Genomic DNA, 25,607 nt, shown 5'->3' with positions numbered 1-25,607 from the left:
GGCACCGCACATCAAAGGAATCAGGAGATCAGCAATGAACAAGGAATGGCCGATTTGGGAAGTGTTCGTGCGCAGCAAGCAGGGACTCGACCATAAACACTGCGGCAGTCTGCATGCCGCCGACGCGCCGATGGCGCTGCGCATGGCGCGCGACGTCTACACGCGCCGCCAGGAAGGTGTGAGCATCTGGGTGGTGCCGTCCTCGGCGATCACGGCCTCGGCGCCGCACGAGAAGGCCGAGCTGTTCGAACCGGCGGGCGACAAGATCTATCGCCACCCGACGTTCTACACGCTCCCCGACGAAGTCAACCACATGTAAGCGCGGCCATGACCACTACGTCCATTACGCCCACTACGTCCACGACGCCCGAACATCTCCAGTACGTGCTGCGCCTTGCGGATACTGCGCTGATCCTCGGCCAGCGCAACACCGAGTGGTGCGGCCACGGCCCGGTCCTCGAAGAGGACATCGCGCTGTCGAACATGAGCCTCGACCTGATCGGCCAGGCGCGCCTGCTGTACACGCACGCGGCCGAGCTCGAAGCGCAGCTCACCGGCCGTCAGCGCACTGAAGACGACTACGCGTACTTCCGCGCCGAGCGCGAATTCGCGAACTACACGCTCGCCGAGCTGCCGCATTACGGGCCGCTCGCCGGCACCGCGCAGGCCGAGAAGGATTACGCGGTGACGATCGTGCGCAACTTCCTGTACGCGACGCTGATGATGCATCTGTGGGGTGCACTGACGGGCTCCAGCGACGGGCAGCTCGCCGCGATTGCCGCGAAGTCGATCAAGGAAACGCAGTACCACGCGCATCACGCGAGCGAGTGGCTGATCCGTTTCGGCGACGGCACCGACGAATCGCACCGTCGCGCGCAGGCCGCGCTCGACTATCTGATGCCGTACACGTACGAGTTCTTCAGCGCGGACGCAGTGGAAGACGCGGTCGCCGCGGCCCGCATCGGCCCGCGCACCTCGGCGCTGGAAGCCGCGTGGCTCGACGACGTGCGCGCCACGCTCGACCAGGCCACGCTGACGCTGCCCGCGGCGCTGCGGCACGTGAGCACGGGCAAGCACGGCGAGCATTCGGAGCACATGGGTTTCGTGCTCGCGCAAATGCAGAGCCTCGCGCGCCAGCATCCGGGCGCCAGCTGGTGAGTACGCGATGACGACCTCGACCGCCCCGCAGCCCGCGAACGCCGCCGCTGCCACGACCGACGCCGCGTTCACCCGCGCATGGACCGTGCTCGAAGCGGTACCCGACCCGGAGATCCCGGTGGTGTCGATCCGCGAACTCGGCATCCTGCGCGACGTGCGACGCGCCGCCGACGGCGCGCTCGAAGTCGTGATCACGCCGACCTACTCGGGCTGCCCGGCGATGTCGCAGATTGCCGAAGACATCGGCCGTGCGCTCGAGGCCGCGCAGCTCATGCCATACCGCGTCGCCACCGTGCTCGCGCCGGCGTGGACCACCGACTGGATCACGGCCGAAGCCCGCGAAAAACTGCGCGTCTACGGCATCGCGCCGCCGACGGGCAACTGCGGTTCAGCCGCGACGTCAGCGTCGCAGGAGAAAGTCCTGCGCTTCGTGCCGCGCGCGCTGCCGGCCCCAGGCTGCCCGCGTTGCGGCTCGGCGCACACCGAGCGGCTCGCGCAATTCGGCTCGACCGCCTGCAAGGCCCTGTATCGCTGCCTCGACTGCCGCGAACCCTTCGACTACTTCAAACCGTACTGATATGGCCACCCCGCAATTCCATCCGCTGCGTATCCGCGAAGTGCGCCCCGAAACCGCCGATGCGGTCTCGGTCGCCTTCGAAGTCCCGCCCGAACTGCGCGACCACTATCGCTTCACGCAGGGCCAGTTCGTCACGCTGAAGACGCATATTGAAGGTGAGGAAACGCGCCGTTCGTATTCGATCTGCGTGGGCGTCACCGACTACGATCGCGACGGCGAGTTGCGCATCGGCATCAAGCGCGTGCGCGGCGGGCGTTTCTCGAACTTCGCGTTCGACACGCTGCAGCCCGGCCACACGATCGACGTGATGACGCCCGACGGCCGTTTCTTCACGCACCTGAACGCGGAACAGGGGCAGCAGTACCTCGCCTTCTCGGGCGGCTCGGGCATCACGCCGGTGCTCGCGATCATCAAGACGACGCTCGAAGTCGAGCCGCGCAGCACCTTCACGCTCGTCTACGGCAACCGCAGCGTCGACCAGATCATGTTCGCCGAGGAGCTCGAGGATCTGAAGAACCGCTTCATGAACCGCTTCGTGCTGTATCACGTGCTGTCGGACGACCTGCAGGACGTCGAGCTGTTTAACGGCGTGCTCGACCAGGAAAAATGCGCGGCGTTCATCGAGCAGCTCCTGCCGGCCGACGCAATCGACGAAGCGTTCATCTGCGGCCCCGCACCGATGATGGACGCGGCCGAGGCCGCGCTCAAGGCAGCCGGCGTGCCGCCCGCCAAGGTGCACGTCGAGCGCTTCGGCACGCCGCTGCCGCAGGCGGGCGTGCCGCCCGTCGAGATCACCGCGGACACCCCCGCTGCCGACCTCGAAATCGTGCTCGACGGCAAGCGGCGCAAGCTGCGCCTACCGTATCAGGGCGCGAGCGTGCTCGACGTCGGGCTGCGCGCCGGTCTCGCGCTGCCGTATGCGTGCAAGGGCGGTGTGTGCTGCACCTGTCGCGCGAAGGTGCTCGAGGGCGAAGTGAAGATGGAAAAGAACTACACGCTCGAAGAGCACGAGGTCCGCGACGGGTTCGTGCTGACATGTCAGTGTCATCCGGTTAGCGACAAGGTCGTCGTCAGTTACGACGAACGTTGAGTCGAGTGCTTTCGTGGCTAGGTACGGACTGCCCTCCTCTGACGTCCGCCACCGCTTTCGGCCGTTTCGCGATCCGCTTAAACTAGGGGCCGCTCATCGATCGGGACATCGGGTTCCAGTCGGCGAGCGGCCTCTTTTTGTTACAGCTGCTGGCGTCACTGCAAGCCCTTGCCCATGAGCACGATTCACCTCACCAACGGCGATGTCGCCGCCGAGTCGCTGCGTACCGCGCTGGACCAGGCGGGCCGCGACGATCGCGTGCAGCCGCTGCGGGACGATCTGGCGGTCGGCCCGTTACGCGGCGTCGACGACGCTCCGCACGTGCGCGCCGACTTCTGGGAACGCGTCAGCGCCGACACGCAACGCGACTTCGTGCGCGAGTTCCGCGAACAGGCCGCGGTGCTCGACGGCCTCGCCAGCAGCACCGCGAATCTCGTGGTGTGGCACGGCGAAAGCGCGTCCGATCAACTGATGCTGCGACGCGTCTGCTACCTGGTGCGCAACAGCCCGCAACGTTTGAACGAGGTGCGTCTGTCGATTGCCGACCTCACCGATCCGCAAGCGTGGGCGCATTACCCGCAAGGATCGCGCGACATCGGTCGGCATGTTTGCGCCGGACGTATTGCAGACACACCTGCCGGACGCCGCGCCGATTTCCGTGCTGCGCATCAGCCGGCTCGCGCTCGAATGGCAGGAGGTCAAACAGGCGAACGGCGAGACGCGGCGCTGGCGTGCCAACACCTTCACGAGCGGCAGCGTTGCCGAAATCGACGCGCTGATCCTCGAACGCGCAACCGACGACTGGCAGCCCGCCGCGCGCGTCGCCGCCTACGTGATGACCGCCGGGTTGTGGTTCCTCGTCAGCGACAGCATCGTGCTGTGGCGCATGCGCGAACTCGCGGCGCTGCGGCGCATCCGCCTGCGCGGCGACGCGAACGAATGGCGCTCGCTCGAACTGCGCGCGGCATCCGCCCCCTGCTCACCCCAATAAGATAAGAACCGACGAACATGGCCCGCACACGAGCCCCCGACCACGAAACCCAACGCGAGCAGATTCTCGAACTGGCCGCCGCGAAGTTTGCGCAGACCAGCTATCCAAGCACGTCGATGGCCGATCTTGCCGCGGCGAGCGGCACCTCGAAAGCGCGCCTCTATCACTATTACGAGAGCAAGGAAGCAATCCTGTTCGATCTGCTCGATCGCTACACGAAGCGCCTGATGCTGATCATCGCCGAGGTGGAAGGATCGAGCCAGCGGCGCGAACTGAGCGAGCGTGAAACCTTCGCGGAGCTGATCCGCGCGTTCCTGTCCGAGTATGAGACGTCGCACAGCCGGCACGTCGCGCTGCTGAACGATGTCAAGTATCTGGTCGATTCGCAGCGCGAGATCATCCTGAACCGTCAGCGCGACGTAGTCGCCGCCTTCGCGCGGCAGCTCGTGCGCGCCTATCCCGAACGGGCGACACGCGACAACCAGACCGCGCTGACGATGATGGTGTTCGGCATGATCAACTGGACGTTCACGTGGCTCAAGCCGGACGGCCGGATGGGCTATCGCGAGTTCGCCGAGCAGGTGGTCGGCATGGTCGAGCATGGTCTCGGCAGCGCGCCGGCCAGGTAGACGACGGTCTGAACAGATCGCAACCCGCGCACGGATGTTGCAAAGCAACAACATGCAGACCAGATAAATCAGCGCAGGGAATCCATGCGGCATCGTGTCACGAACGTGCGATCAGTTTAAGTTCATGTTTAAAATCAATTAATTAAATTGAGGGCTCCAGCGTTCCAGGTATTCACCTCGATTTTTGATACGGGTTTTCCCTAGGGAATGGCTTAGGTTTCCGTTAAAATCGGTTTTGCGGTGCACAACGCCGCCTGATTAAAAGGAGAACCCGACCATGAACATGCTGACCCATCGCAACACGAAGCCGATCGCGTCGAACGATCGCGCGTTGCCGCCTGCTGGACGCGCGCACGTTCTGGTCCGTGAACTCACCGCCGCCGATCGCGAACGCCTGCTTGCTCACTTCCTCGCGCTCGACGAAGAAGACCGTCTGCTGCGCTTCGGCCAGGTCGTGCCGAATCATGTGATCGAAAACTACGTGCGCGCGATCGACTTCACGCGCGACACCGTGTTCGGCGTGTTCAACAGCAAGCTGGAACTGAGCGGCGTCGGCCATCTGGCCTACCTGCCGGCCGAAGGCAACAAGCGCACCGCCGAATTCGGCGTCTCCGTGCTCGAAAGCGCACGCGGCATCGGTATCGGCTCGAAGCTATTCGAGCGCGCCGCGATCCGCAGCCGCAACACGCATGTGACGACGCTGTACATCCACTGCCTGGCGCGCAATTCGACCATGATGCACATCGCCAGGAAGGCCGGCATGAAGATCGAGTACGCGTATGGCGAAGCCGACGCATATCTGACGCTGTCGCCGGCCGATCAGTCGAGCATCCTCGCGGAAATGCTGCAGGAGCAGGCCGCCGTGTTCGATTACGCGCTCAAGCGCCACGCACGCCAGGCATCGCGACTGTTCGAGTCGTTCATGCCGGTGGCTGTCGCTGCCTGAATAATCGCTACGGGGAAATGAGATGGGGCGGCCGCAAGGTCGCCTTTTTTCTGTCTGCACCCAATCAACGCCACACGTAGGACCGTGCGCGTGAAGCTACAAAATGGGCAGCGCTGTCGTTTCCTTGATCCTTTCTAGCGAAAAGCTCGATTTCACATCGATCACCGATGGATGCCGCAGCAATTGATCCTGCACGAAGCGTGAAAAGTGCGCCATGTCCTCCACCTGGACGCGCAGCAGGTAATCCATCTCACCCGTCATCGCGTGACATGCGACAACTTCGGGCCACGTCTGCACGGCCGCGCCGAACAGATCGGCGTGCGTGGCCTCGCCATGCGGACTGAATGCGCGACCGCCACCCTTCTCCAGCCGCACGCTGACATACGCGAGCAGGTCAAGCCCGAGACGTTGCGCGTCGAGCAGCGCGACATAGCCGCGAATCACGCCGCTTTCCTCGAGCCGGCGAATCCGCCGCAGGCACGGACTCGGCGACAGATTGATCCGTTCCGCTATCTCCTGATTCGACAGCCGGCCATTCTCCTGAAGGATCGTCAGAATGCGTCGATCGATCGCGTCTATCCCGTTATTAGCCATGTTCTGCCGCGTATCCGCTGAATAAAGCCATAAACTGGCTCCAGCGTAGCGACGCGCAATTAAGTTCGCAAGTATTTGCCTTCATCTCAGTCCTACACTCGCCCTATCCGGTCGCGCCCAGCCGACCGTCCCGCGCGCTCACCACCAGCGCGCCTCGGCAACCCTCTTGCATGGGATTGGAGACAGACAATGCAGGTTTCTACTTGGGAAAACCCGGTCGGCACCGACGGCTTCGAATTCATCGAATACACGGCGCCGGACCCGATAGCGCTCGGCAAGCTGTTCGAACGGATGGGCTTCACGGCCGTCGCGAGGCATCGTCATAAGGACGTGACGCTGTATCGTCAGGGCGACATCAACTTCATCGTCAACGCGGAGAAGCATTCGTTTGCGCAGCGCTTCGCGCGCTTGCATGGCCCGTCGATCTGCGCGATTGCGTTTCGCGTACAGGACGCTGCGAAGGCGTATAGCCAGGCGCTCGAAAAGGGCGCATGGGGTTTCGACAACAAGACCGGCCCGATGGAGCTGAACATCCCGGCGATCAAGGGCATTGGCGATTCGCTGATCTATTTCGTCGACCGCTGGCGCGGCAAGAACGGCGCGGCGCCGAACAGCATCGGTGACATCGAAATTTACGACGTCGACTTCGAGCCGATTCCGGGCGCGTACCCGAACCCGGTCGGCCACGGCCTGACCTATATCGACCACCTGACGCACAACGTGCATCGCGGACGCATGCAGGAGTGGGCGGAGTTCTACGAGCGCCTGTTCAACTTCCGCGAGGTGCGCTACTTCGACATCGAGGGCAAGGTGACGGGCGTCAAGTCGAAGGCGATGACCTCGCCGTGCGGCAAGATTCGCATTCCGATCAACGAGGAAGGCTCGGACACCGCCGGTCAGATCCAGGAATATCTGGACGCGTACCACGGCGAAGGCATCCAGCACATCGCGCTCGGCACCAGCGACATCTACCGCACGGTCGACGGCCTGCGCGCATCGGACATTTCACTGCTCGACACAATCGACACGTACTACGAACTCGTCGACCGACGCGTGCCGAATCATGGCGAGCCGCTCGACGAACTGCGCAAGCGCAAGATCCTGATCGACGGCGCACCGGACGATCTGCTGCTGCAGATCTTCACCGAAAACCAGATCGGCCCGGTCTTCTTCGAGATCATTCAGCGCAAGGGCAACCAGGGCTTCGGCGAAGGCAACTTCAAGGCGCTGTTCGAATCGATCGAGCTCGATCAGATTCGCCGCGGCGTCGTGCAGGACAAGACTTGACCACGGAGACTCGCGCGTGATCGGCGCGCAGCAGAAAAAAGGGCGAGGATCGCAGGATCCTCGCCCTTTTACGTTGCAACGCCGCCGCTCTCTTCGGAACGGCGGCCGGTCGTCGTTAGACGCGCGCGATGCGGTGCGTCATGAATTCTGCCTGTACAGATCGCTGCCGATCGCACCGTCGACCCGCGCCTTTCCCCGACGCGCCGGCGCCACCTGCGCCGTGCGGATGATCGCGTTCGACAGTGCCCCCGTGCTGCCCGGATTCGAGCGCACCGGCGCGCTCATCGCGAAGAAAGCGGCGGAAACCATCAGGAAGGTCTGGATGTTTCTTGTGTTCATGCGTACTCCTTTTCTAACTGCCCTGCTGTCCAGAAGCTGCACAGAATGCGCGGCGTTCGGCATCGCTCGCAGGTCGGGGTTAGACAGTGGTTTTCACTGCGGTTCCGCAAATTTGTAGGTTTTACAGCTTGTTACACGCGCAGGCGCAATACGACTCCATTCCGGCGGAAATCCGCGACAACTGCCGACAACATATAGGCAACTCGTCGCGGAACCGGCCGAAATCAGATCGTGCGCGGGCGATTTTTGATCCGCTGCGGCGGGTTTCCACCAGTGCTACCATCGCTTAAAACCCGTCAATATGACGACCCCGGCCCCAGCATTCACGAGATGCCGGGGCCAGAAAAGTTTTGGTGATCCCAAGCTGAAGTGGAGGAGTACACATAATGAATGCCCCGCTAGACGCAGGTCAGCGAGCCTCGCTCGAAGCCGCGTTGTCTTCCGTCACGCTCGACGACAAATACACCCTCGATCGCGGCCGCGCGTACATGAGCGGCATCCAGGCGCTGGTGCGTCTGCCGATGCTGCAGCAGGAACGTGACCGCGCCGCCGGCCTCAACACGGCCGGCTTCATCTCCGGCTACCGCGGATCGCCGCTCGGCGGGCTCGACCAGTCGCTGTGGAAAGCGAAAAAGCATCTGGCCGCGCACCAGGTCGTGTTCCAGCCCGGCGTCAATGAAGACCTCGCGGCCACCGCGGTGTGGGGTTCGCAGCAAGTCAATCTGTACCCGAGCGCCAAATACGACGGCGTGTTTTCGATGTGGTACGGCAAGGGCCCCGGCGTCGACCGGTCAGGTGACGTCTTCAAGCACGGCAACTCGGCCGGCTCGTCGCGGCACGGCGGCGTTCTCGTGCTCGCCGGCGACGATCACGCGGCCAAATCCTCGACACTCGCGCATCAGTCCGAACACATCTTCAAGGCATGCGGGCTGCCGGTGCTGTTTCCGTCGAACGTGCAGGAATATCTGGACTTCGGCCTGCACGGCTGGGCGATGAGCCGCTACTCCGGCCTCTGGGTCGCGATGAAGTGCGTGACCGACGTGGTCGAATCGTCCGCATCGGTCGATATCGATCCGCACCGCACCAACATCATCCTGCCGGAAGACTTCGTGATGCCCGACGGTGGGCTGAACATCCGCTGGCCCGATCCGCCGCTCGTGCAGGAAGCGCGTCTGCTCGACTACAAGTGGTACGCGGGCCTCGCCTACGTGCGAGCGAACAAACTCGACCGCGTCGAAATCGATTCGCCGCATGCGCGCTTCGGCATCATGACCGGCGGCAAGGCCTATCTCGACGTGCGTCAGGCGCTGACCGACCTCGGTCTCGACGACGAAACCTGCTCGCGCATCGGCATCCGGCTGTACAAGGTCGGCTGTGTGTGGCCGCTCGAGGCGCAAGGCGCGCAGGCCTTCGCGCGCGGTCTCGACGAAATTCTGGTGGTCGAGGAAAAGCGCCAGATCCTCGAATACGCGATCAAGGAAGAGCTGTACAACTGGCCCGACGCGCAGCGCCCGCGCGTATTCGGCAAGTTCGACGAAAAGGACGGCGCGGGCGGCGAATGGTCGGTGCCGATGGGCAACTGGCTGCTGCCGGCGCACTATGAGCTGTCGCCCGCGATCATTGCGAAGGCGATCGCCACGCGGCTCGACAAGTTCGATCTGCCATCGGATGTGCGCGCCCGCATTGCCGCGCGCATCGCGGTGATCGAGGCCAAGGAAAAGGCGCTCGCGCGGCCGCGCGTCGAAGTCGAGCGCAAGCCGTGGTTCTGCTCGGGCTGCCCGCACAACACGTCGACCAACGTGCCGGAAGGCTCGCGCGCGATGGCCGGCATCGGCTGTCATTACATGACGGTCTGGATGGATCGCAGCACCAGCACGTTCAGCCAGATGGGCGGCGAAGGCGTCGCGTGGATTGGCCAGGCGCCGTTCACGAACGACAAGCACGTGTTCGCCAATCTCGGCGACGGCACCTACTTCCACTCGGGGCTGCTCGCAATTCGCGCGGCGATCGCGTCGAAGGCGAACATCACCTACAAGCTGCTGTACAACGACGCGGGTCGCGATGACGGGCGGCCAGCCGGTCGATGGCGTGCTGAGCGTGCCGCAGATCACGCATCAGCTCGCCGCCGAAGGCGCGGCGAAGATCGTCATCGTCACCGATGAGCCGGAGAAGTACGCGGCAAACGTCGGCCTCGCGCCCGGCGTCGACATTCACCACCGCGACCAGCTCGACGACGTGCAGCGTCAGCTGCGCGAGGTTCCGGGCACCACGATCCTGATCTACGACCAGACCTGCGCGACCGAAAAGCGCCGTCGCAGGAAACGCGGCGCGTATCCCGATCCTGCACGGCGCGTCGTGATCAACGAAGCGGTGTGCGAAGGCTGCGGCGACTGCTCGGTGAAGTCGAACTGCCTGTCGGTCGAACCGCTCGATACTGAGTACGGCACGAAGCGCCAGATCAACCAGTCGACCTGCAACAAGGACTTCTCGTGCGTGAACGGCTTCTGCCCGAGCTTCGTCTCCGTTGAAGGCGGCCAGTTGCGCAAGCCGAAGGCGGCGTCGAGCGCCGGCGCCGAAATGCCGCCGGTGCCGGACCCCGAGTTGCCGTCCATCGACCGTCCGTACGGCGTTCTGGTGACGGGCGTCGGCGGCACGGGCGTCGTCACGATCGGCGCGCTGCTCGGCATGGCCGCACATCTCGAGAACAAGGGCGTCACGGTGCTCGACGTCACCGGCCTCGCGCAGAAAGGCGGCGCCGTGATGAGCCACGTGCAGATCGCGAAGCAGCCCGCCGACATCCACGCGACCCGCATCGCAATGGGCGAAGCGAGCCTCGTGATCGGCTGCGACGCGATCGTCACCGCCAGCGACGAATGCGTGTCGCGGATGCACGCGGATCGCACGCGCGTCGTGCTGAACAGCGCGCACACGCCGACGGCCGAGCTGATCAAGAACCCGAACTGGCGCTTCCCCGGCAGCAGCACCGAAGCGGACGTGCGCGCCGCGGCCGGCAATGACAATGTCTCGACTGTCGACGCGAATCACTTCGCCGTCGCGCTGCTCGGCGACGCGATCTACACGAACCCGTTCGTGCTCGGCTATGCGTGGCAGCGCGGCTGGGTGCCGCTCACGCACGAGTCGCTGATTCGCGCGATCGAGCTGAACAACGTGCAGGTGGACAAGAACCTCGCGGCGTTCGAATGGGGCCGGCGTGCCGCGCACGATCTGGCTGCGGTACGCAAGCTCGCGCAAACGCAGGGATGCGGCGATCCGGCCGACAGCGCGGGCGGCAAGATCATCGCGCTGCATACGCCGAAGGCGCTCGACACGCTGATCGACAAGCGCGCCGACTATCTGACGGCCTGGCAGAACCGTGCGTACGCGGAGCGCTATCGCGCGCTGGTGTCGCAGGTGCGGGCCGCGGAAGAAGCGCTCGATGCCGCCGACGGCCAAATGCCGCTGACCGAGGCGGTCGCGAAGAACCTGCACAAGCTGATGGCGTACAAGGACGAATACGAAGTCGCGCGTCTGTACAGCGACCCGGCGTTCATCGAAAAACTGAACGCGACGTTCGAAGGCGACTGGAAGCTGCACCTGCATCTCGCGCCGCCGACGCTATCGAAGAAGGACGCGCACGGCCATCTGGTGAAGAAGAAGTACGGTCCGTGGATGTTCCGCGCGATGCACGTGCTCGCGAAACTCAAGTTCCTGCGCGGCACCGCGTTCGACGTATTCGGCAACACCGAGGAGCGTCGCACCGAGCGCGCGCTGATCGGTGAATACGAGGCATTGGTGCGTGAGCTGATCGGCGGGCTGACTTCTCAGAAACGCGATCTCGCGGTCGAGCTAGCGGATCTGCCCGACGGCATCCGCGGCTATGGGCATGTGAAGGAAAACAACCTGAAAGGCGTGCGCATCAAGTGGAACGAGCTGCTCGCGCGTTGGCGTTCGCCGAATGCGGGCAAGACGCAGCACGCGGCTTGATCGACTCTCCCAGCTGAACCGAAAAGCGGCGGTCTGCACGGACCGCCGCTTTTTTTCAGGCGCAAAAAAACGCTACGGAACCGCAGTTCCGTAGCGCTTCTGCCTAGGCCGCCGCGCGCGCGTTACTGCTGCGCCCGCGCCAACCTCACGTGACGCACGTTACTTCGCGTTCACCGACTTGCGCGCGTTCGCCGAAGCGACCGCTGTCATGTTGATGATCCGGCGCACGGTCGCGGCCGGCGTCAGGATATGCACCGGCTTTTCCGCACCCAGCAGGAACGGTCCGACCGTCACACCCTCGCCGCCCACGACCTTCAGCAGGTTGTACGCGATGTTCGCCGCTTCGACGTTCGGCATGATCAGCAGATTCGCCTCGCCGGCGAGTGTCGTGCCCGGGAACGCGGCCTTGCGGATCGTCTCCGACAGCGCCGCGTCGCCGTGCATTTCACCGTCGATTTCGAGCGACGGCGCGCGTTGCGTGATCAGCTTGCGCGCCGCGGCCATGCGCTGCGACGACGACGACGGCGCGCTGCCGAAGTTCGAGTTCGACAGCAGCGCGACCTTCGGCGTGATGCCGAACTTCTCGATTTCGCGCGCGGCGAGCATCGTCATGTCGGCGAGCTGCTCGGCCGTCGGCACTTCGTTCACGTACGTGTCGCAGATGAACATGTTGCGGCCCGGCAGCATCAGCAGGTTCATCGCGGCAAAATTCTCTACGTCGTCGGCCTTGCCGAGCACCTGCTCGATGAAGTTCAGATGCGTGTGGTACTGGCCGATCATGCCGCAGATCATGCCGTCCGCTTCGCCAAGGCGCACGAGGATCGCGCCGATCAGCGTGTTGAACTTGCGCATCGCGGCCTTCGCGACGTCCGGCGTCACGCCTTCGCGCGCGCCGAGTTCGTGATACGCCTGCCAGCACTTGTGATAGCGCGGATCGTCTTCCGGATCGACGATCTCGACGTCTTCGCCGCACTTGAGCTTCGAGCCCATCTTCTTCAGACGCATCTCGATCACGGACGGACGGCCGACCAGGATCGGCTTGGCGATCTTTTCGAGCAGCACGAACTGCGCGGCGCGCAGCACGCGCTCGTCTTCGCCTTCCGCGAACACGATGCGCGCCGGTGCCGACTTTGCCGCCGCGAACACCGGCCGCATCACCATGCCCGAGCGATAGACGGTCGCGCCGAGCTGTTCGCGGTATGCATCCATGTCCTGGATCGGGCGGGTCGCGACGCCCGAGTCCATTGCGGCCTGCGCGACGGCCGGCGCGATCTTGATGATCAGGCGTGGATCGAACGGCTTCGGAATCAGGTATTCGGGACCGAATTCGAGCGAGTGGCCTTCGTAGGCCTTCGCGACTTCATCGCCCTGGTCGGTTTCCTCGGCCAGTTCGGCAATCGCGCGCACGCACGCGAGCTTCATTTCTTCGGTGATCGTCGTCGCGCCGACGTCGAGCGCGCCGCGGAAGATGAACGGGAAACACAGCACGTTGTTGACCTGGTTCGGATAGTCCGACCGGCCGGTCGCGATGATGCAGTCCGGGCGCACCTTGCGCGCTTCTTCCGGACGGATTTCCGGCTCGGGGTTCGCGAGCGCGAGAATCAGCGGCTGCGAGCCCATTTCGGCGACCATTTCCGGCTTTAGCACGCCGGCGCTCGAGCAGCCGAGGAACACGTCGGCGCCGCGGATCGCATCGGCGAGCGAGCGCGCTTCGGTGTGCGCCGCATAGCGTTCCTTCGACGGATCGAGGTTGCCGCGCCCTTCGTAGATCACGCCCTTCGAGTCGGCGACGAGGATGTTCTTCTTCGACAGACCGAGATTGACGAGCAGATCCAGACACGCAATGGCCGCCGCGCCCGCGCCCGAACAGACCAGCTTCACGTCGTCGAGCCTCTTGCCGACCACCTTGAGGCCGTTCAGGATCGCCGCCGACGCGATGATCGCGGTGCCGTGCTGATCGTCGTGGAAGACCGGAATCTTCATACGCTCGCGCAGCTTCTTCTCGATGTAGAAGCACTCGGGCGCCTTGATGTCCTCGAGGTTGATGCCGCCGAGCGTCGGCTCGAGCATTGCGATCGCCTCGACGAGCTTGTCCGGATCGGATTCGCTCAACTCGATGTCGAACACGTCGATGTCCGCGAATTTCTTGAACAGACAGCCCTTGCCTTCCATCACCGGCTTGGCGGCAAGCGGGCCGATATTGCCGAGGCCGAGCACCGCGGTGCCGTTCGTGATCACGCCGACGAGGTTGCCGCGCGACGTGTACTTCTGCGCGTCGAGCGGTTCCTCGTGAATTGCCATACAGGCTGCCGCCACACCCGGCGAATACGCGAGCGACAAATCCAGCTGGTTCGACAGCGGCTTGGTGGGCGTCACCGAAATCTTGCCAGGTTTCGGATTCTGGTGATATGCGAGAGCGCTTTGCTTGAGTTGTTCGTCCATTTCTAGGCCTGCGAAACGTAAGTGATTGGGCCCGGCGACACACACCGTTGCAGCGCTTTCATCTGTCGGACGGATAGCCGGCCGAGGCGGTTTTCGCACGCGCCCGGTCAGGCACGACGGCTTACCTCGACGAAGACGGACGATGTGGAGTGCTTCGCGGGTCGATCAGTGTACACCCCGGACGTGTCGATGCACTGAGTGGTTATCAGGACTCGCCATTAGCGAAACAGGCGCTCAGGACGCTGCGTCGCCACGACCCGGCCATGTGCTTTTCCGCCACGCGACGGGGTGCCATGCGGGCCGCATGGTCCACGTATTCGCAGTATTCGAAGCGATTGAAGGACGCGCTTCGTCGACGCGGTCAGTCGAGTTCGACGCCGCGTCGCTCAGGTATCAGAACCAGGGTCGCGAGGATGTCGAGCAGGTAAATCGACGCCAGTAGCGCGAGCGCCGCGCCGAACGAGTAGCGCGCCGCCAGCGCGCCCACGACGACCGGCCCAAAGCCGCCCACCGCGCGCCCCGCGTTGAACAGCACGTTTTGCGCGGTGGCGCGCGCATCGGTTGGATAGAGCTCCGAAATCAGCGCGCCGTAGCCGCCGATCATGCCGTTGACGAACACCCCCATCGCCGCGCCGCCGATCAGCAACGCCATCGGCGTTGTCAGTTGCGCGTAGACCAACACCATGACGACGGCGCCCGCCTGGTAGAACAGGAACGTCGGCTTGCGGCCGAAGCGGTCGGCGGCGATGCCGAATAGCCAGATGCCGGCCGCCATGCCGAGAATCGTCGCGGCGGTCCACAGCCCCGATTTGGTCAGCGAGTAGCCGAAGGTCTTCGACAGATAGCTAGGTAGCCAGATCATCAACCCGTAATAGCCGAAGTTCTGCACCGAGCACAGGATCGTGACGCCGAGGCTCGCGCGCGTCGTGCGTCCATCGACGAACAGCAGTTTCAGCGGCAGCTTGCGCATGCCGCGCGCGACGCGTTGGTCGAAAAGCGCCGGTTCCTCGACGCGGCGCCGCACGAAGAACGACACGACCGCCGGCAGCAGCCCGAGCGCGAACATGCCGCGCCAGCCGATCACCGGCAGCAGCAGCGGCGTCAGTAAGGCGGCCGCCAGCACGCCAAGCTGCCAGCCGAGCCCGACATACGACGACACCCGCGCCCGCTGCGACGCCGGCCACGCTTCGGCGACCAGCGTCATACCGATGCCGAATTCGCCGCCCAGCCCGATCCCGGCGATGGTCCGATAGATCAGCAGGTCCGTGTAGCCTTGCGCGAGCGCGCACAGGCCGGTGAACACCGCGAAGATCAGGATCGTCCACGTCAGCATGCGCACGCGGCCGAAATAATCGCTGAGCACGCCGAAGAGCACGCCGCCCGCCACCGCACCGATGAGCGTCCATGTGACCAGCGCGCCGGCTTGCGAGGAACTCAGATGCAGGTCGGCGGCGATCACCGGCAGCATGAAGCCGAGAATCAGCAGATCGAAGCCGTCCATCGCATAGCCCAGCACCGACGCAAGCAGCGCGCGGCCCGCATAGCCCGGTTTGACGGCGGAGCGGGTTTCGGTGGCGGTGGCGGAGGCGGGTGGAGCGGCGTTCATTGAAAGCATTCCGTAGGTCTGAAGGCGGCTGCGTGGGAAGCGTCCCGGGAAAGTCGCGTGAGTGTAAAGGTGGCCTCACCCGGTCACAAGACGATGCGCGCGCCAAAGCGCCCGCCGGCTGCGCCGCCGCGCATGACGGCCTCCTCTGTGCGACCCATTTCAGGTAAAATAGCGGCCCACGCGCGCAGCAAAAGCCGGTCTGTGCTCTTCCCCCGGCCGCGTATCCCGCCCAGCATGGCGCGGCATACCCCGCTTGCTGCGCCACCGGGCCCAGCGCCCGCTTCTCCCCCGCTCACTCCGAAGGATCCGCCCATGACAGGCTTCGATCGCCAGACGATCTCCGACACCACCGCCAAGATGCTGCTCGAAGTGCAAGCAGTGCATTTCAACGCGGAGAAACCGTATATTTTCACGTCCGGCTGGGCGAGCCCGGTGTATATCGACTGCCGCAAGCTGATCTCGTATCCGCGTGTGCGCCGCGGCCTGATGGAAATGGCCGAAGCGACGATCCTGCGCGACGTCGGCTATGAGCAGATCGACGCGGTCGCCGGCGGCGAAACCGCGGGCATCCCGTTCGCGGCATGGCTGTCCGACCGCCTGATGGTGCCGATGCAGTACGTGCGCAAGAAGCCGAAGGGTTTCGGCCGCAACGCGCAGATCGAAGGTCTGCTGACCGAAGGCCAGCGCGTGTTGCTCGTCGAAGACCTGACGACCGACAGCCGCAGCAAGATCAACTTCATCAACGCGCTGCGCACCGCCGGCGCGACGGTGAACCACTGCTTCGTGCTGTTCCACTACAACATCTTCAAGGAAAGCGTGTCGGTGCTGAAAGACATCGACGTCGATCTGCACGCGCTCGCCACGTGGTGGGACGTGCTGCGCGTCGCGAAGCAGAACAACTACTTCGACACGAAGACGATCGACGAAGTGGAGAAATTCCTGCATGCGCCGGCCGAGTGGTCCGCTGCACATGGCGGTGCGACGTCCACGCCGCAATAAAGCCATCGCGGTAAGGCAGTGACAATAAAAACGTAGCCGCTTTATGCGGATCGAATGAAAAAGCCGCCCGTTGCGAGACAGGCGGCTTTTTTTATCGCCGATTGTTTATCGCCGATTACCCGGCGGACGAAACGAGGCCCGATATCAGGACTGGTTCGCGACGTCCATACTCGAAAGATTCAGCAAACCATTGCTCTGCGCATACTGGAATAGTTGGGAGTCGCGATCGATTCCGAGCTTGCGCATGGCCGCGTTTTTTTGTGTGCTGATCGTCTTGATGCTGCGATTCAAACGCCCCGATATTTCCTTGATCGTCATACCCGATACGAACAGGCGCACGACTTCGAGTTCGCGCCGCGACAGCTTCGAGTCGTCGCGCTTGCCGGCTGAATTGACCCGCAACCCATCGAGCACCGCCTTCACCGACGGACTCATATAGGTCATACGACGGCCCACGTGTTGTACCGCAAGCGCAATATGGCTGAGATCGTCCGATTTGTTCACGACCGACGTCACGCCAAGTTCCTTGAGCCGTTTGAGCAATGCGGCGTTCTCGAGCATGGTGAGCACGACGATCGGTAGATTCGGGAAATTGCGGCGCAAATAGTCGATGAGTTGCAAGCCGTCGCCGTACTGACCGCCCGGCATGGCCAAGTCGGTGACGAGCACGTCGCATTCGGTGGATTGCAACAATTTGATAAGTTCAGTCGACTGCCTTGCACGCCCAACGACTTGCATACCGGGAAATTTGAGCAGCGCATTTTCAGCGCCAAACAGAATAACCGGATGATCGTCTGCCACCACGACCCTGAGTGAAACTTGCATCGCCCTCCTCTGGACGGATAAACCGGTCTCCACAACTTCTAACACTGCTTTCGACGCTCGCTATTAAAACGAGTCAAATACAGTCAGGATCGCGCGACAACCCTCTTACTATAGCTGATTTCCTGTCTGCGAATTCCGCGGGACGCGAACATATTGCGTCGCAGAGCTAATCAGCGCTGATGTTAGACTTGACTCGACCTTGGGGCACAATTCAGGACAACGACCGTCGCGAGGACCCGTGCCTCGCACCCTGACAGGAGAACCGGCATATGCGCGTGCGTTGCCTGGTTGTTTCGCTGGCTTCAGCTTGGCGGCATCGATCGCTCGCCGTCGGCGCGATGCTCGCGCTATTCGCAGCGCATAGTGCCGGTGCGCGGGCCGACGAGCCGTTCACGCTGACGAGCGCGAGCGTGCGCGCGGGCGGCACCGTAGAGAATTCGCAGGTGTTCGACCGGAACGACTGCAAGGGCGGCAACCGTTCACCGCAGCTCTCATGGCGCGACGCGCCGGCCGGTACGCGCGGCTTCGCGATCACGATGTTCGACGAGGACGCGCCGGGGCGCGGCTGGTGGCACTGGGCGGTCGCGGGCATCCCCGCCACGGTCGACAGCCTGCCCGAGAATGCGAGCTCGTCCGGTTTCCTGCGCAAGCTCGGCGCGGTCGAAGCGCGCAACGACTTCGATACCGACGGCTATGGCGGCCCGTGCCCGCCGCCCGGCAAACCGCATCGCTATATCATCACCGTGTACGCGCTGAACTCGGCCGATCTGCGTCTCGCGCAAGGACGTCCCGCGTTGATGTTCGATCACGAGATCGGCACGGCCGCGATCGGCAGCGCGCGGCTGGTGGTCAATTATGGGCGCTAGTGGCGGCCATCGCGGTCGTCATGGGGCGCCGCCGCGCCGCATCGCCTGGCTTGCGCCGTTCGCCTTCCCGATCGCTTTGCTGGAGCACTTCATGTCGAAGATCGTCATCGTTTATCACAGTGGCTACGGCCACACGAAGAAGGTCGCCGAAGCCGTGCTCGCGGGCGCGCTGGAAGCCGGTGCGCAGGCGAAGATGATGCCGGTCGGCGACCTCGACGACGCCTCGTGGGACGAACTCGCCGCCGCCGACGCGCTGATCTTCGGCGCGCCGACCTACATGGGCGGTCCGTCGGCCGACTTCAAGAAGTTCGCCGACGCCAGTTCGAAACCGTGGTTCGCGCAGGCGTGGAAAGACAAGATCGCAGCCGGCTTCACGAACTCGGCGACGATGAACGGCGACAAGTTCTCGACCATTCAGTACTTCGTCACACTGGCGATGCAGCACAGCATGATCTGGGCCGGCACCGGCATGATGCCGTCGAACACGAAGGCCGCGACGCGCAACGATCTGAACTTCGTCGGCGGCTTTACCGGACTGCTTACGCAATCGGCGGCCGATGCGTCGCCCGACGAAGCGCCGCCGCCGGGCGATCTCGAAACCGCGCGCCTGTTCGGCGCGCGCATTGCGGGTGTCACCGCGCGTTGGATCGCGCCGCGCGGGTAGCGGCGCGCGGCTAATGGCTGAACGGCGCCGAAACGACGTGGCGGCCCATTTGCGGTTCATCTTCGGTCATCAGCCCGCATTCGCCGCGCAACGGGTCACGCCGACGTCACGTTGTGCGCGCATCGTCGTTTTTTCGCGCTGCACCGCACGGTCGCGGCGATGAGGTCTTAAAATAACGTTCCGGCGCGGCGTCGCGCCCCGTTTCCAGCGAGTGAGATCGAGATGAGCACGAAAGTTTTTGTCGACGGACAGGAAGGCACGACCGGCCTGAAAATTTTTGAATACCTGTCGCAGCGCGCCGACGTCGAAATCCTGCGTATCGAAGAAGCGAAGCGCAAGGACCTGGACGAGCGCCGTCGTCTCATCAACGCGTCGGACGTCACCTTCCTGTGTCTGCCCGATGTCGCCTCGCGCGAGTCGGCCTCGCTCGTCGAGAACGACCGCACGGTGCTGATCGATGCGAGCACCGCGTTCCGCACCTCGCCCGACTGGGCTTACGGCCTGCCCGAGCTGGCTCGCTCGCAGCGCGAGCGCCTGCGCACCGCCAAACGCATCGCCGTGCCGGGCTGCCACGCCTCGGCGTTCGTGCTCGCGATGCGACCGCTCGTCGAAGGCGGCGTCGTCGCACCCGAGTTCGCCGCGCACGCCTATTCGATCACTGGCTACAGCGGCGGCGGCAAGAAGATGATTGCCGACTACGAAGCCGGCGGCAACGACAGACTCAGGAGCCCGCGCCCGTACGCGCTCGGCCTCACGCACAAGCACCTGCCGGAAATGGCCACGCATACGGGCCTGAAGTCGGCGCCGATCTTCACGCCGATCGTCGGCGACTTCTACAAGGGCCTCGCGGTCACCACGTACTTCTCGCCGGGACAGCTCGCGAAGAAGACGACGCCGCAGGACGTGCAGGCTCAGTTCGCCGAATACTACGCGGGCGAAGCGTTCGTGCACGTCGCGCCGTTCAACGCCGACGCGAGTCTCGACAACGGCTTCTTCGACGTGCAGGCGAACAACGACACCAACCGCGTCGACCTGTTCGTGTTCGGCAACGAAGAGCGCTTCGTGACCGTGGCGCGGCTGGACAATCTCGGTAAGGGCGCGTCGGGTGCGGCGATCCAGTGCATGAATCTCGCGATCGGCGCGGCCGAAGACACCGGTTTGAAGCGTTAGGCGAGTCGACCCGCATCCGCGGTGCCACGAAAAAAAGCCGGTCTTCACAGACCGGCTTTTTTGTTTTAAAGCCCGCACATTAAAATTGATACAACACATTTCTGCCTGGTAGTCGTCCGAATTACCTGAAATAAAAATCGGATTCTTCACTCGAGTCGGCAATTCATTCCTCTAGTTACATCGCACTGAATTGTTTTCCGCGCATAGGAAGCTCCGAATTTTTTGGCGAATGGGCGTGCCAGGATGATAGAGCCTTTTTGCCGCGACGCTTGTCCAGCAAGCGTATTGGCGAAACAACGATGCCGCGTTCAGCGTGAAAAATCCTTTTCCGTTTAACAAGGCCGCGCATGCCCGTGCAGTGCGTGCGCTGAAATTCGTGCTGTTTGAATCGATATTTTTAGATTGCCACACTCCAACTGACAGCGAATAAATGCACTGCAAAATGACTCCGCACAATTAAATAAAGGGAGACAGCAGCATGTCGCAGGGCACAACTCGCGGCCTGGCAATGGCTATTGCCACAGCACCTTTTCTTATCGCTTGCGACGGCGGCAAAGCCGACAATCCGGGCTCCGTCACACCGGCGTAATACGCGGGCGCGAGTTGCGGTACGCAAGGTGCGCGGACGCCCAGCGCTAGCACCGCGACGCTGTGCCCCGACACCGCGCACATCGTCAAAAGCACTTACCTCGGGGGCGCCGGCAGCGGTGAAATCGTTCAGCTGAATATCGACGCGACACGCCGACGCCGACGAACGGCCGCAGCTTCGCGGTCGCCGTGTCGTATAAGTTCTGAATCCGATTTTCCGCGGTCGCGGCGCCGCTTTGGGCGCGCGGCGAATTCCGGGCAAAAAAAAGCCCACCTAGGTTGGCGGGCTGAATCCATATCAGAGGAGACATGGAGGAGACAAGACGAACTATAGCAAACCGCTTGGTGCGTTGCAACATGCAAATTAGGGTTGACCCTCGATGTTGCAAACATACAACGGTCACATTGGGACGGCTCAATTTCCCTTGTCTGCCGACACGCGCGGTGCTTAGTGCCTCACCAGCGCCATCATCGCGCCGAAACCGACGAATACACCGCCCGTCAGCCGGTTGAACATCCGCGCGACGCTGCGGCTCTTCAACCTGGCGCCGATGCGCGTGCCAAAACCCGCATACACCAGATACCAACTGACCTCGATCGACGCGAACGTCACGAGCAGCACGCCGAACTGCGGCAACTTCGGCTGGGTTGCATCGATGAATTGCGGCAGCAGCGCGGCCGCGAACAGGATCGCCTTCGGATTGCTGCTCGCGACCAGAAAGCCGTTGCGAAATAGCGCGAAGCGCGAGCGCGCGGGCCTGGCCGTCAGGTCGTCGACGTTGTGCGCGGCGGTTTCGTCGGCCGGCGCGCGCCATGCCTTGATGCCTAGATATACGAGGTAGGCCGCGCCGATCATGCGCAGTGCGTTGAACATGGTCGGCCATGCCGCCAGAAACACGCCGAGCCCCGCCGCCGATACGGCCAGCATCAGCACCAGCGCCGACAGACAACCGGCCATCGTCGCGCTCGCGCGACGCAGGCCGTTCTGGGCGCCGTGCGTCATCACGAGCAGCATGTTGGGACCGGGAATCGCGGAAACGACGAAAACGGTGGCGGCGAACAGCCACCATGTATGCAGAGTCATCGAAATCGGGTGTAGGGGGATCGGGCGGCTATTATGCCTTGCCGCCCAGCGCGACTCATGCGGCCACGTAGCGTCGATCGCTTGCGTCCGGCGATCGACAGCGCCGTCAGCGGCCGGCCCGGCGCGTCGCGACCTGACCCAGCACCGCGAAATCCTTCTCGCCGTCGCCGTGCGCGATCGCCTCGATCAGGCTGTCCCGAACCACGCTCGCGACCGGCATCGGCGTCGTCACCGCATCGGCGGCGGCGAGCGCGAGGCGCACGTCCTTCAGTCCCAGACGCGCCTTGAACAGAGCCGGCTCGAAGCGCTGCTCGGCAATCAGCTTGCCGTAGCCGGAGTACACCGGTCCCGGAAACAGGCCGCTCGTGATCACGTCGAGGAAGTCCTGCATCACGAGGCCGTGGCCCGTCACGAGCGCGGCCGCTTCACCGAGCGTCTCGATCGCCGCGCCGAGCATGAAGTTCGCGGCCAGCTTCATCACGTTCGCCTGCTGCGGCAGCGAGCCGATGCGCCAGGTCTTCTGGCCGAGTGCGTCGAAAATCGGCTGGATCCGGTCGATCGATTCGGCCGGGCCGCCCGCGACGATCGTCAGCTTGCCCGCGGCCGCGACGTCGGGCCGCCCGAGCACCGGTGCGGCGACGTAATGCACGCCGCGCGACGCGTGCGCGGTCGCCAGTTCCTCGGCGAGCGCCACGGAAATCGTCGCCATATTCGCGTGGATCAGCCCGCGCGGCGCATGTTCGAGCAACGACGCGGTGATGACTTCGCGCAGCGCGGCATCGTCGGCGAGCATCGAGAACACGGCGTCGCCCGCAAACGCTTCAGCCGGCGTCGCGACGACTTGCGCGCCCAGCCCGGCCAGCTCCTGGGCCTTTTCCGGCGAGCGGTTCCACACGCGCACCTGGTGCCCGGCTTTCAGAATGTTTGCAACCATCGCGGCGCCCATCTCGCCGAGACCGATAAAACCGATGTCCATCTATCGCTCCGTCTTCTAAAGAACCTGAAGTAGAGCACACTCATGCGACAAGCGCAGCACAACGCGCAACCCGAGCGGTGCGATACTGCAGGCATGGTCACCGCGACATTCCGCTTCTACGAGGAGCTGAACGACTTCATCGCCCGGCCGCTGCGCCGGCGCGCGTTCACCTGCGTCTGCGCGCGCGGCGCATCGACCAAGCACATGATCGAAGTGCTCGGTGTGCCGCATACCGAGGTAGAGCTGATACTGGTGAACGGCGACTCGGTCGGTTTCGATCATCCGCTCGCCGACGGCGACCGCGTCGCGGTCTATCCGAAATTCGAAGCGCTCGACATCCAGCCGCTGCTGCGCGTGCGCGAGCGTCCGTTGCGCGTGATGCGCTTCATCGCCGATGCGCATCTCGGCGGCCTCGCGCCGCTTCTACGGCTTGCGGGCTTCGATACGCTGTACGACAACCACTTTCCCGACGCCGATATCGAGGCGCTCGCCGCCGCGCAGCAGCGCATCGTGCTGACCCGCGACCGCGAGCTGCTCAAACGCCGCAACATCACGCATGGCTGCTACGTGCGCGCGCTGCGGCCGCGCGAGCAGCTGCGCGAAGTGTTCGAGCGGCTCGACCTCGCGCGCAGCGCGCAACCGTTTCGACTATGCCTCGTATGCAACGCGCCGCTGCGACGCATCGCACGCGAGGAAGCCGGCCCGCGCGTGCCGCGCGGCGTGCTGCAGCGGCACAGCCGCTTCGTGACCTGCGATGTATGCCGACGCGTGTTCTGGGAAGGCACGCATTGGCAGAGGATGCGCGCGTTGATGGACAGCGTCTCCGCCGGCGCACCGGACCGTGTCGGCTGACGCCCCGCGCTTGCGTACAATGCGGGTTAATCTATTTGGCAGAGGCCTTTCCGATGATGAAAAAAACCGACCTTGAAAAGAACAAGGCGCTGAAACTGGGCAACGCGATGAAACAGGCGACCGCTAACCGCGGCGGCAAGAACGCGGCGACCGAGCCGAAGATCGACCGGCGCGAGCAGCGCAAGCTCGATCAGGCGCAAGGCCTCGTCCCGTTTGCGTGCAAGCTCAACGGCGAGTTGGTGGAGGAGCTGAAAACGCGCGCCGCCAGTCATCCGGACGGCCTGAACGGGCTGCTGGATGAAGTGATCCGGCGCGGGCTCGCGGGCTGACCTTCCCGCGCGCAAAATCCGCCGCAAAAGCAAAAAGGCCAGAGCGCGAGCTCTGGCCTTTTTGCTGGCAACGCGTCTGCCGCCACCGGCTGCACCGACCGCCAAACGGTGCGGCGCAGCGCTATGTCGCGTCCGACGAGCGCGCGTTGGCTTAGTTCTGCGCGCCCTTGTCGTTCGTGCCTGCTGCCGAAGCTGCGGCGGAAACGTGTGCCTTCTTGCCGTGGGTCTTCAACTGCTTGATGTGGTGCTTCTTCGGTGCGCTTGCTGCTTCCTTAGCAGCGGCGTCCGATGCCTGCGCGAAAGCCTGAACGGAAACGAGTGCGATCGAAGCGGCTGCGAGCGAGACGATAACTTTTTTCATGTGTTGATCCCCAAACCAGACGACTGAGTCAATGTGAATGAATACAGCTGCACGGTAGAGCGGCTGGACTTCGAGGTGCCTTGTGCTCCCCGCGGGAGAGTATTACCCAGGCGTAGGCGGTTTGTCATGCGCAAAACTCGATATGTATTTTCCGGGAGACAGCCTGCTTTCAGCGTGCTTTCATCTACCTGCAAGGCGCATCACGGACCCTACCAAGTCCCTGTGAAGCCGCCGCCCGCGTGCTTCGCCGACCGCTTCGCGCCGCTCAAACAAGGTTCCGCAACAGGCTTGCGGTCTCCTGCAGCGCCGGCAAAACGCGGTGCAGCGCGGCGTTCGCCGACTCCTCGCCGATCGGCATGCTGACGCTGATCGCCGCGACCACCGTACCGTGCCGGTCGCGCAGCGGGACCGCGACGCCGCGCACACCGATCTCCAACTGCTGGTCGGTGACCACGTAGCCGTTGCGGCGGATTTCGCCAAGCACTTCTCTGAGCCGTTCGACCGTCGAATAGGTGTACGGCGTGAAAACCTTGATCGGATACGACGCGAGCCACGGGTCGATGCTGTCGGGCGGCTGGAACGCGAGCAGCACGAGCCCCGCCGACGATAACGGCGCCGGCGCGCGCGAGCCGGTCACGAAGCCGACCGCCATCGCCCGATTCACGCCATTGCGCGCGACGTAGACGACGTCGTGTTCGTCGAGGATCGCGACCAGCGCGGTTTCCTGCACGGTCGCGGTAATCCGCTGCAGGAACGGCTGCACGGTGCGCGGCAGCCGCGCCGAATCGAGGTAAGACTGGCCGAGCCGAAGCACGCGCGGCGCGAGCCAGAACAGCTTGCCGTCTGTGTCGACGTAGCCGAGCTCGCGCAGCGTCAGCAAATAGCGGCGGGCAGCCGTGCGCGACAGGCCGGCGCGCGCGGCGACCATCGTTGGCGTCATGCGCGCGTGCTCTTCGTCGAATGCTTCGATGATCGCGAGCGCCTTCGCGGCGCCCGCGATCCAGTCCTTGTCGTCCATTTCGTTTGCTCGTGGAAGGAGCGGGGGATCGCGGTCCGGTCCGCAAGTCGATTGATCATCGCGATCCGCAGGCCGGCGACCGCACGGCCGTTGCGCGATTATCGCGCGACTCGCGGGCTTTGCCTGCCCGGCGCGAGGCCCGCGTATCATGTGAGCGATTCCTTACCGGCTGAGCACCGCGTGGCGCGCCTGCGCGGCTTCCCAGCGCGATCCCAAGGCAAATCAGAAGAAA

22 protein-coding genes and 3 pseudogenes are annotated in these 25,607 nt (G+C 63.9%); 16 read left to right on the top strand and 9 right to left on the bottom strand.

The genetic code is table 11. From position 1 onward, the window contains the following. Nucleotides 1-34: 34 nt before the first annotated feature. The 7 genes and pseudogenes from paaB to OKW44_RS30805 all read left to right on the top strand — a co-directional run bounded on the left by paaB (nucleotide 35) and on the right by OKW44_RS30805 (nucleotide 5,391). Nucleotides 35-319, top strand: a complete 285-nt coding sequence (gene paaB, locus OKW44_RS30835; protein ID WP_018418671.1) for a 1,2-phenylacetyl-CoA epoxidase subunit PaaB — start codon at nucleotides 35-37, stop codon at nucleotides 317-319. 8 nt (nucleotides 320-327) lie between these two features. Then, entirely contained in the window at nucleotides 328-1,158 is an 831-nt protein-coding gene (gene paaC / locus OKW44_RS30830; protein WP_018418672.1) for a 1,2-phenylacetyl-CoA epoxidase subunit PaaC, read from the top strand. A 7-nt stretch (nucleotides 1,159-1,165) separates the two neighbouring features. Further along, entirely contained in the window at nucleotides 1,166-1,735 is a 570-nt protein-coding gene (gene paaD, locus OKW44_RS30825) for a 1,2-phenylacetyl-CoA epoxidase subunit PaaD (protein WP_018418673.1), read from the top strand. 1 nt (nucleotide 1,736) lies between these two features. Continuing rightward, nucleotides 1,737-2,825, top strand: coding sequence for a 1,2-phenylacetyl-CoA epoxidase subunit PaaE (gene paaE, locus OKW44_RS30820; protein ID WP_018418674.1), 1,089 nt, complete (start codon nucleotides 1,737-1,739; stop codon nucleotides 2,823-2,825). Nucleotides 2,826-2,999: 174 nt separating this feature from the next. Next, nucleotides 3,000-3,816 (top strand): annotated as a pseudogene (locus tag OKW44_RS30815) (DUF1835 domain-containing protein). Nucleotides 3,817-3,833: 17 nt separating this feature from the next. Beyond that, on the top strand, nucleotides 3,834-4,445 hold the full coding sequence (locus OKW44_RS30810) for a TetR/AcrR family transcriptional regulator (RefSeq protein WP_018418677.1): 612 nt from the start codon (nucleotides 3,834-3,836) through the stop codon (nucleotides 4,443-4,445). Nucleotides 4,446-4,722: 277 nt separating this feature from the next. Continuing rightward, on the top strand, nucleotides 4,723-5,391 hold the full coding sequence (locus OKW44_RS30805) for a GNAT family N-acetyltransferase (RefSeq protein ID WP_018418678.1): 669 nt from the start codon (nucleotides 4,723-4,725) through the stop codon (nucleotides 5,389-5,391). A 96-nt stretch (nucleotides 5,392-5,487) separates the two neighbouring features. Here OKW44_RS30805 and OKW44_RS30800 read toward each other — a convergent pair whose 3' ends face one another. Then, complete coding sequence (locus tag OKW44_RS30800) at nucleotides 5,488-5,985, bottom strand: Lrp/AsnC family transcriptional regulator (RefSeq protein ID WP_018418679.1); 498 nt, start codon at nucleotides 5,983-5,985, stop codon at nucleotides 5,488-5,490. 189 nt (nucleotides 5,986-6,174) lie between these two features. On the opposite strand from OKW44_RS30800, the gene hppD reads away from it, so the two are divergent. After that, on the top strand, nucleotides 6,175-7,272 hold the full coding sequence (gene hppD / locus OKW44_RS30795; protein WP_018418680.1) for a 4-hydroxyphenylpyruvate dioxygenase: 1,098 nt from the start codon (nucleotides 6,175-6,177) through the stop codon (nucleotides 7,270-7,272). 138 nt (nucleotides 7,273-7,410) lie between these two features. On the opposite strand, the gene OKW44_RS30790 is transcribed toward hppD, so the two are convergent. After that, complete coding sequence (locus OKW44_RS30790) at nucleotides 7,411-7,611, bottom strand: hypothetical protein (RefSeq protein WP_018418681.1); 201 nt, start codon at nucleotides 7,609-7,611, stop codon at nucleotides 7,411-7,413. 386 nt (nucleotides 7,612-7,997) lie between these two features. On the opposite strand from OKW44_RS30790, the pseudogene OKW44_RS30785 reads away from it, so the two are divergent. After that, nucleotides 7,998-11,595 (top strand): annotated as a pseudogene (locus OKW44_RS30785) (indolepyruvate ferredoxin oxidoreductase family protein). A gap of 159 nt (nucleotides 11,596-11,754) precedes the next feature. Here OKW44_RS30785 and OKW44_RS30780 read toward each other — a convergent pair. Together OKW44_RS30780 and OKW44_RS30775 are read right to left on the bottom strand one after the other, a co-directional pair. Next, entirely contained in the window at nucleotides 11,755-14,037 is a 2,283-nt protein-coding gene (locus OKW44_RS30780) for an NADP-dependent malic enzyme (RefSeq protein WP_018418683.1), read from the bottom strand. Between the two features lie 361 nt (nucleotides 14,038-14,398). Beyond that, the gene (locus OKW44_RS30775) at nucleotides 14,399-15,643 is read right to left on the bottom strand and encodes an MFS transporter (RefSeq protein ID WP_018418684.1); all 1,245 of its coding nucleotides are present in this window, start codon (nucleotides 15,641-15,643) and stop codon (nucleotides 14,399-14,401) included. A 312-nt stretch (nucleotides 15,644-15,955) separates the two neighbouring features. Between OKW44_RS30775 and OKW44_RS30770 the strand changes: the two genes are divergently transcribed. Further along, complete coding sequence (locus OKW44_RS30770; RefSeq protein ID WP_018418686.1) at nucleotides 15,956-16,642, top strand: orotate phosphoribosyltransferase; 687 nt, start codon at nucleotides 15,956-15,958, stop codon at nucleotides 16,640-16,642. Nucleotides 16,643-16,786: 144 nt separating this feature from the next. Here the strand turns inward: OKW44_RS30770 and OKW44_RS30765 are convergent, their stop codons facing one another. After that, nucleotides 16,787-17,467 (bottom strand): response regulator, encoded by a 681-nt coding sequence (locus tag OKW44_RS30765; protein ID WP_018418687.1) that lies wholly within the window; start codon nucleotides 17,465-17,467, stop codon nucleotides 16,787-16,789. A gap of 269 nt (nucleotides 17,468-17,736) precedes the next feature. Here OKW44_RS30765 and OKW44_RS30760 point away from each other — a divergent pair, with 269 nt between their 5' ends. The 4 genes and pseudogenes from OKW44_RS30760 to OKW44_RS30745 all read left to right on the top strand — a co-directional run. Beyond that, the gene (locus tag OKW44_RS30760; RefSeq protein WP_018418688.1) at nucleotides 17,737-18,333 is read left to right on the top strand and encodes a YbhB/YbcL family Raf kinase inhibitor-like protein; all 597 of its coding nucleotides are present in this window, start codon (nucleotides 17,737-17,739) and stop codon (nucleotides 18,331-18,333) included. 91 nt (nucleotides 18,334-18,424) lie between these two features. Beyond that, nucleotides 18,425-18,997 carry a flavodoxin family protein gene (locus OKW44_RS30755; protein ID WP_026225500.1) on the top strand — a complete coding sequence of 191 codons (573 nt, stop codon included), beginning with the start codon at nucleotides 18,425-18,427 and terminating at the stop codon, nucleotides 18,995-18,997. Between the two features lie 222 nt (nucleotides 18,998-19,219). Beyond that, nucleotides 19,220-20,167 (top strand): N-acetyl-gamma-glutamyl-phosphate reductase, encoded by a 948-nt coding sequence (gene argC / locus OKW44_RS30750; protein ID WP_018418690.1) that lies wholly within the window; start codon nucleotides 19,220-19,222, stop codon nucleotides 20,165-20,167. A 478-nt stretch (nucleotides 20,168-20,645) separates the two neighbouring features. Then, nucleotides 20,646-20,906: pseudogene (locus OKW44_RS30745) on the top strand (DUF2957 domain-containing protein); the annotation flags it as partial. Nucleotides 20,907-21,203: 297 nt separating this feature from the next. On the opposite strand, the gene OKW44_RS30740 reads toward OKW44_RS30745, so the two are convergent. Together OKW44_RS30740 and OKW44_RS30735 are read right to left on the bottom strand one after the other, a co-directional pair. Continuing rightward, nucleotides 21,204-21,839 carry a LysE family translocator gene (locus OKW44_RS30740; protein WP_018418691.1) on the bottom strand — a complete coding sequence of 212 codons (636 nt, stop codon included), beginning with the start codon at nucleotides 21,837-21,839 and terminating at the stop codon, nucleotides 21,204-21,206. Between the two features lie 106 nt (nucleotides 21,840-21,945). Next, a complete protein-coding gene (locus tag OKW44_RS30735) occupies nucleotides 21,946-22,815 on the bottom strand; it encodes an NAD(P)-dependent oxidoreductase (RefSeq protein ID WP_018418692.1) in 870 nt (289 codons plus the stop codon). Between the two features lie 93 nt (nucleotides 22,816-22,908). Between OKW44_RS30735 and OKW44_RS30730 the strand changes: the two genes are divergently transcribed. Then, entirely contained in the window at nucleotides 22,909-23,667 is a 759-nt protein-coding gene (locus OKW44_RS30730; RefSeq protein ID WP_018418693.1) for a Mut7-C RNAse domain-containing protein, read from the top strand. 53 nt (nucleotides 23,668-23,720) lie between these two features. Continuing rightward, nucleotides 23,721-23,996, top strand: a complete 276-nt coding sequence (locus OKW44_RS30725; RefSeq protein WP_018418694.1) for a hypothetical protein — start codon at nucleotides 23,721-23,723, stop codon at nucleotides 23,994-23,996. A 151-nt stretch (nucleotides 23,997-24,147) separates the two neighbouring features. Here the strand turns inward: OKW44_RS30725 and OKW44_RS30720 are convergent, their stop codons facing one another. Next, nucleotides 24,148-24,357, bottom strand: coding sequence for a hypothetical protein (locus tag OKW44_RS30720; protein ID WP_018418695.1), 210 nt, complete (start codon nucleotides 24,355-24,357; stop codon nucleotides 24,148-24,150). A 265-nt stretch (nucleotides 24,358-24,622) separates the two neighbouring features. After that, nucleotides 24,623-25,375 (bottom strand): IclR family transcriptional regulator domain-containing protein, encoded by a 753-nt coding sequence (locus OKW44_RS30715; protein WP_018418696.1) that lies wholly within the window; start codon nucleotides 25,373-25,375, stop codon nucleotides 24,623-24,625. Nucleotides 25,376-25,607 lie beyond the last annotated feature (232 nt).

This window comes from Paraburkholderia lebeckiae (genome assembly GCF_050436325.1).
GTDB lineage: Bacteria > Pseudomonadota > Gammaproteobacteria > Burkholderiales > Burkholderiaceae > Paraburkholderia > Paraburkholderia tuberum.
This window is presented reverse-complemented; position numbering and strand designations above follow the sequence as displayed.

What these genes read in the sequence shown, in the direction of transcription:
- paaB (WP_018418671.1), top strand. Translation starts at nt 35, where the DNA reads ATGAACAAGGAATGGCCGATTTGGGAAGTGTTCGTGCGCAGCAAGCAG.
- paaC (WP_018418672.1), top strand. Translation starts at nt 328, where the DNA reads ATGACCACTACGTCCATTACGCCCACTACGTCCACGACGCCCGAACAT.
- paaD (WP_018418673.1), top strand. Translation starts at nt 1,166, where the DNA reads ATGACGACCTCGACCGCCCCGCAGCCCGCGAACGCCGCCGCTGCCACG.
- paaE (WP_018418674.1), top strand. Translation starts at nt 1,737, where the DNA reads ATGGCCACCCCGCAATTCCATCCGCTGCGTATCCGCGAAGTGCGCCCC.
- OKW44_RS30810 (WP_018418677.1), top strand. Translation starts at nt 3,834, where the DNA reads ATGGCCCGCACACGAGCCCCCGACCACGAAACCCAACGCGAGCAGATT.
- OKW44_RS30805 (WP_018418678.1), top strand. Translation starts at nt 4,723, where the DNA reads ATGAACATGCTGACCCATCGCAACACGAAGCCGATCGCGTCGAACGAT.
- OKW44_RS30800 (WP_018418679.1), bottom strand. Translation starts at nt 5,985, where the DNA reads ATGGCTAATAACGGGATAGACGCGATCGATCGACGCATTCTGACGATC.
- hppD (WP_018418680.1), top strand. Translation starts at nt 6,175, where the DNA reads ATGCAGGTTTCTACTTGGGAAAACCCGGTCGGCACCGACGGCTTCGAA.
- OKW44_RS30790 (WP_018418681.1), bottom strand. Translation starts at nt 7,611, where the DNA reads ATGAACACAAGAAACATCCAGACCTTCCTGATGGTTTCCGCCGCTTTC.
- OKW44_RS30780 (WP_018418683.1), bottom strand. Translation starts at nt 14,037, where the DNA reads ATGGACGAACAACTCAAGCAAAGCGCTCTCGCATATCACCAGAATCCG.
- OKW44_RS30775 (WP_018418684.1), bottom strand. Translation starts at nt 15,643, where the DNA reads ATGAACGCCGCTCCACCCGCCTCCGCCACCGCCACCGAAACCCGCTCC.
- OKW44_RS30770 (WP_018418686.1), top strand. Translation starts at nt 15,956, where the DNA reads ATGACAGGCTTCGATCGCCAGACGATCTCCGACACCACCGCCAAGATG.
- OKW44_RS30765 (WP_018418687.1), bottom strand. Translation starts at nt 17,467, where the DNA reads ATGCAAGTTTCACTCAGGGTCGTGGTGGCAGACGATCATCCGGTTATT.
- OKW44_RS30760 (WP_018418688.1), top strand. Translation starts at nt 17,737, where the DNA reads ATGCGCGTGCGTTGCCTGGTTGTTTCGCTGGCTTCAGCTTGGCGGCAT.
- OKW44_RS30755 (WP_026225500.1), top strand. Translation starts at nt 18,425, where the DNA reads ATGTCGAAGATCGTCATCGTTTATCACAGTGGCTACGGCCACACGAAG.
- argC (WP_018418690.1), top strand. Translation starts at nt 19,220, where the DNA reads ATGAGCACGAAAGTTTTTGTCGACGGACAGGAAGGCACGACCGGCCTG.
- OKW44_RS30740 (WP_018418691.1), bottom strand. Translation starts at nt 21,839, where the DNA reads ATGACTCTGCATACATGGTGGCTGTTCGCCGCCACCGTTTTCGTCGTT.
- OKW44_RS30735 (WP_018418692.1), bottom strand. Translation starts at nt 22,815, where the DNA reads ATGGACATCGGTTTTATCGGTCTCGGCGAGATGGGCGCCGCGATGGTT.
- OKW44_RS30730 (WP_018418693.1), top strand. Translation starts at nt 22,909, where the DNA reads ATGGTCACCGCGACATTCCGCTTCTACGAGGAGCTGAACGACTTCATC.
- OKW44_RS30725 (WP_018418694.1), top strand. Translation starts at nt 23,721, where the DNA reads ATGATGAAAAAAACCGACCTTGAAAAGAACAAGGCGCTGAAACTGGGC.
- OKW44_RS30720 (WP_018418695.1), bottom strand. Translation starts at nt 24,357, where the DNA reads ATGAAAAAAGTTATCGTCTCGCTCGCAGCCGCTTCGATCGCACTCGTT.
- OKW44_RS30715 (WP_018418696.1), bottom strand. Translation starts at nt 25,375, where the DNA reads ATGGACGACAAGGACTGGATCGCGGGCGCCGCGAAGGCGCTCGCGATC.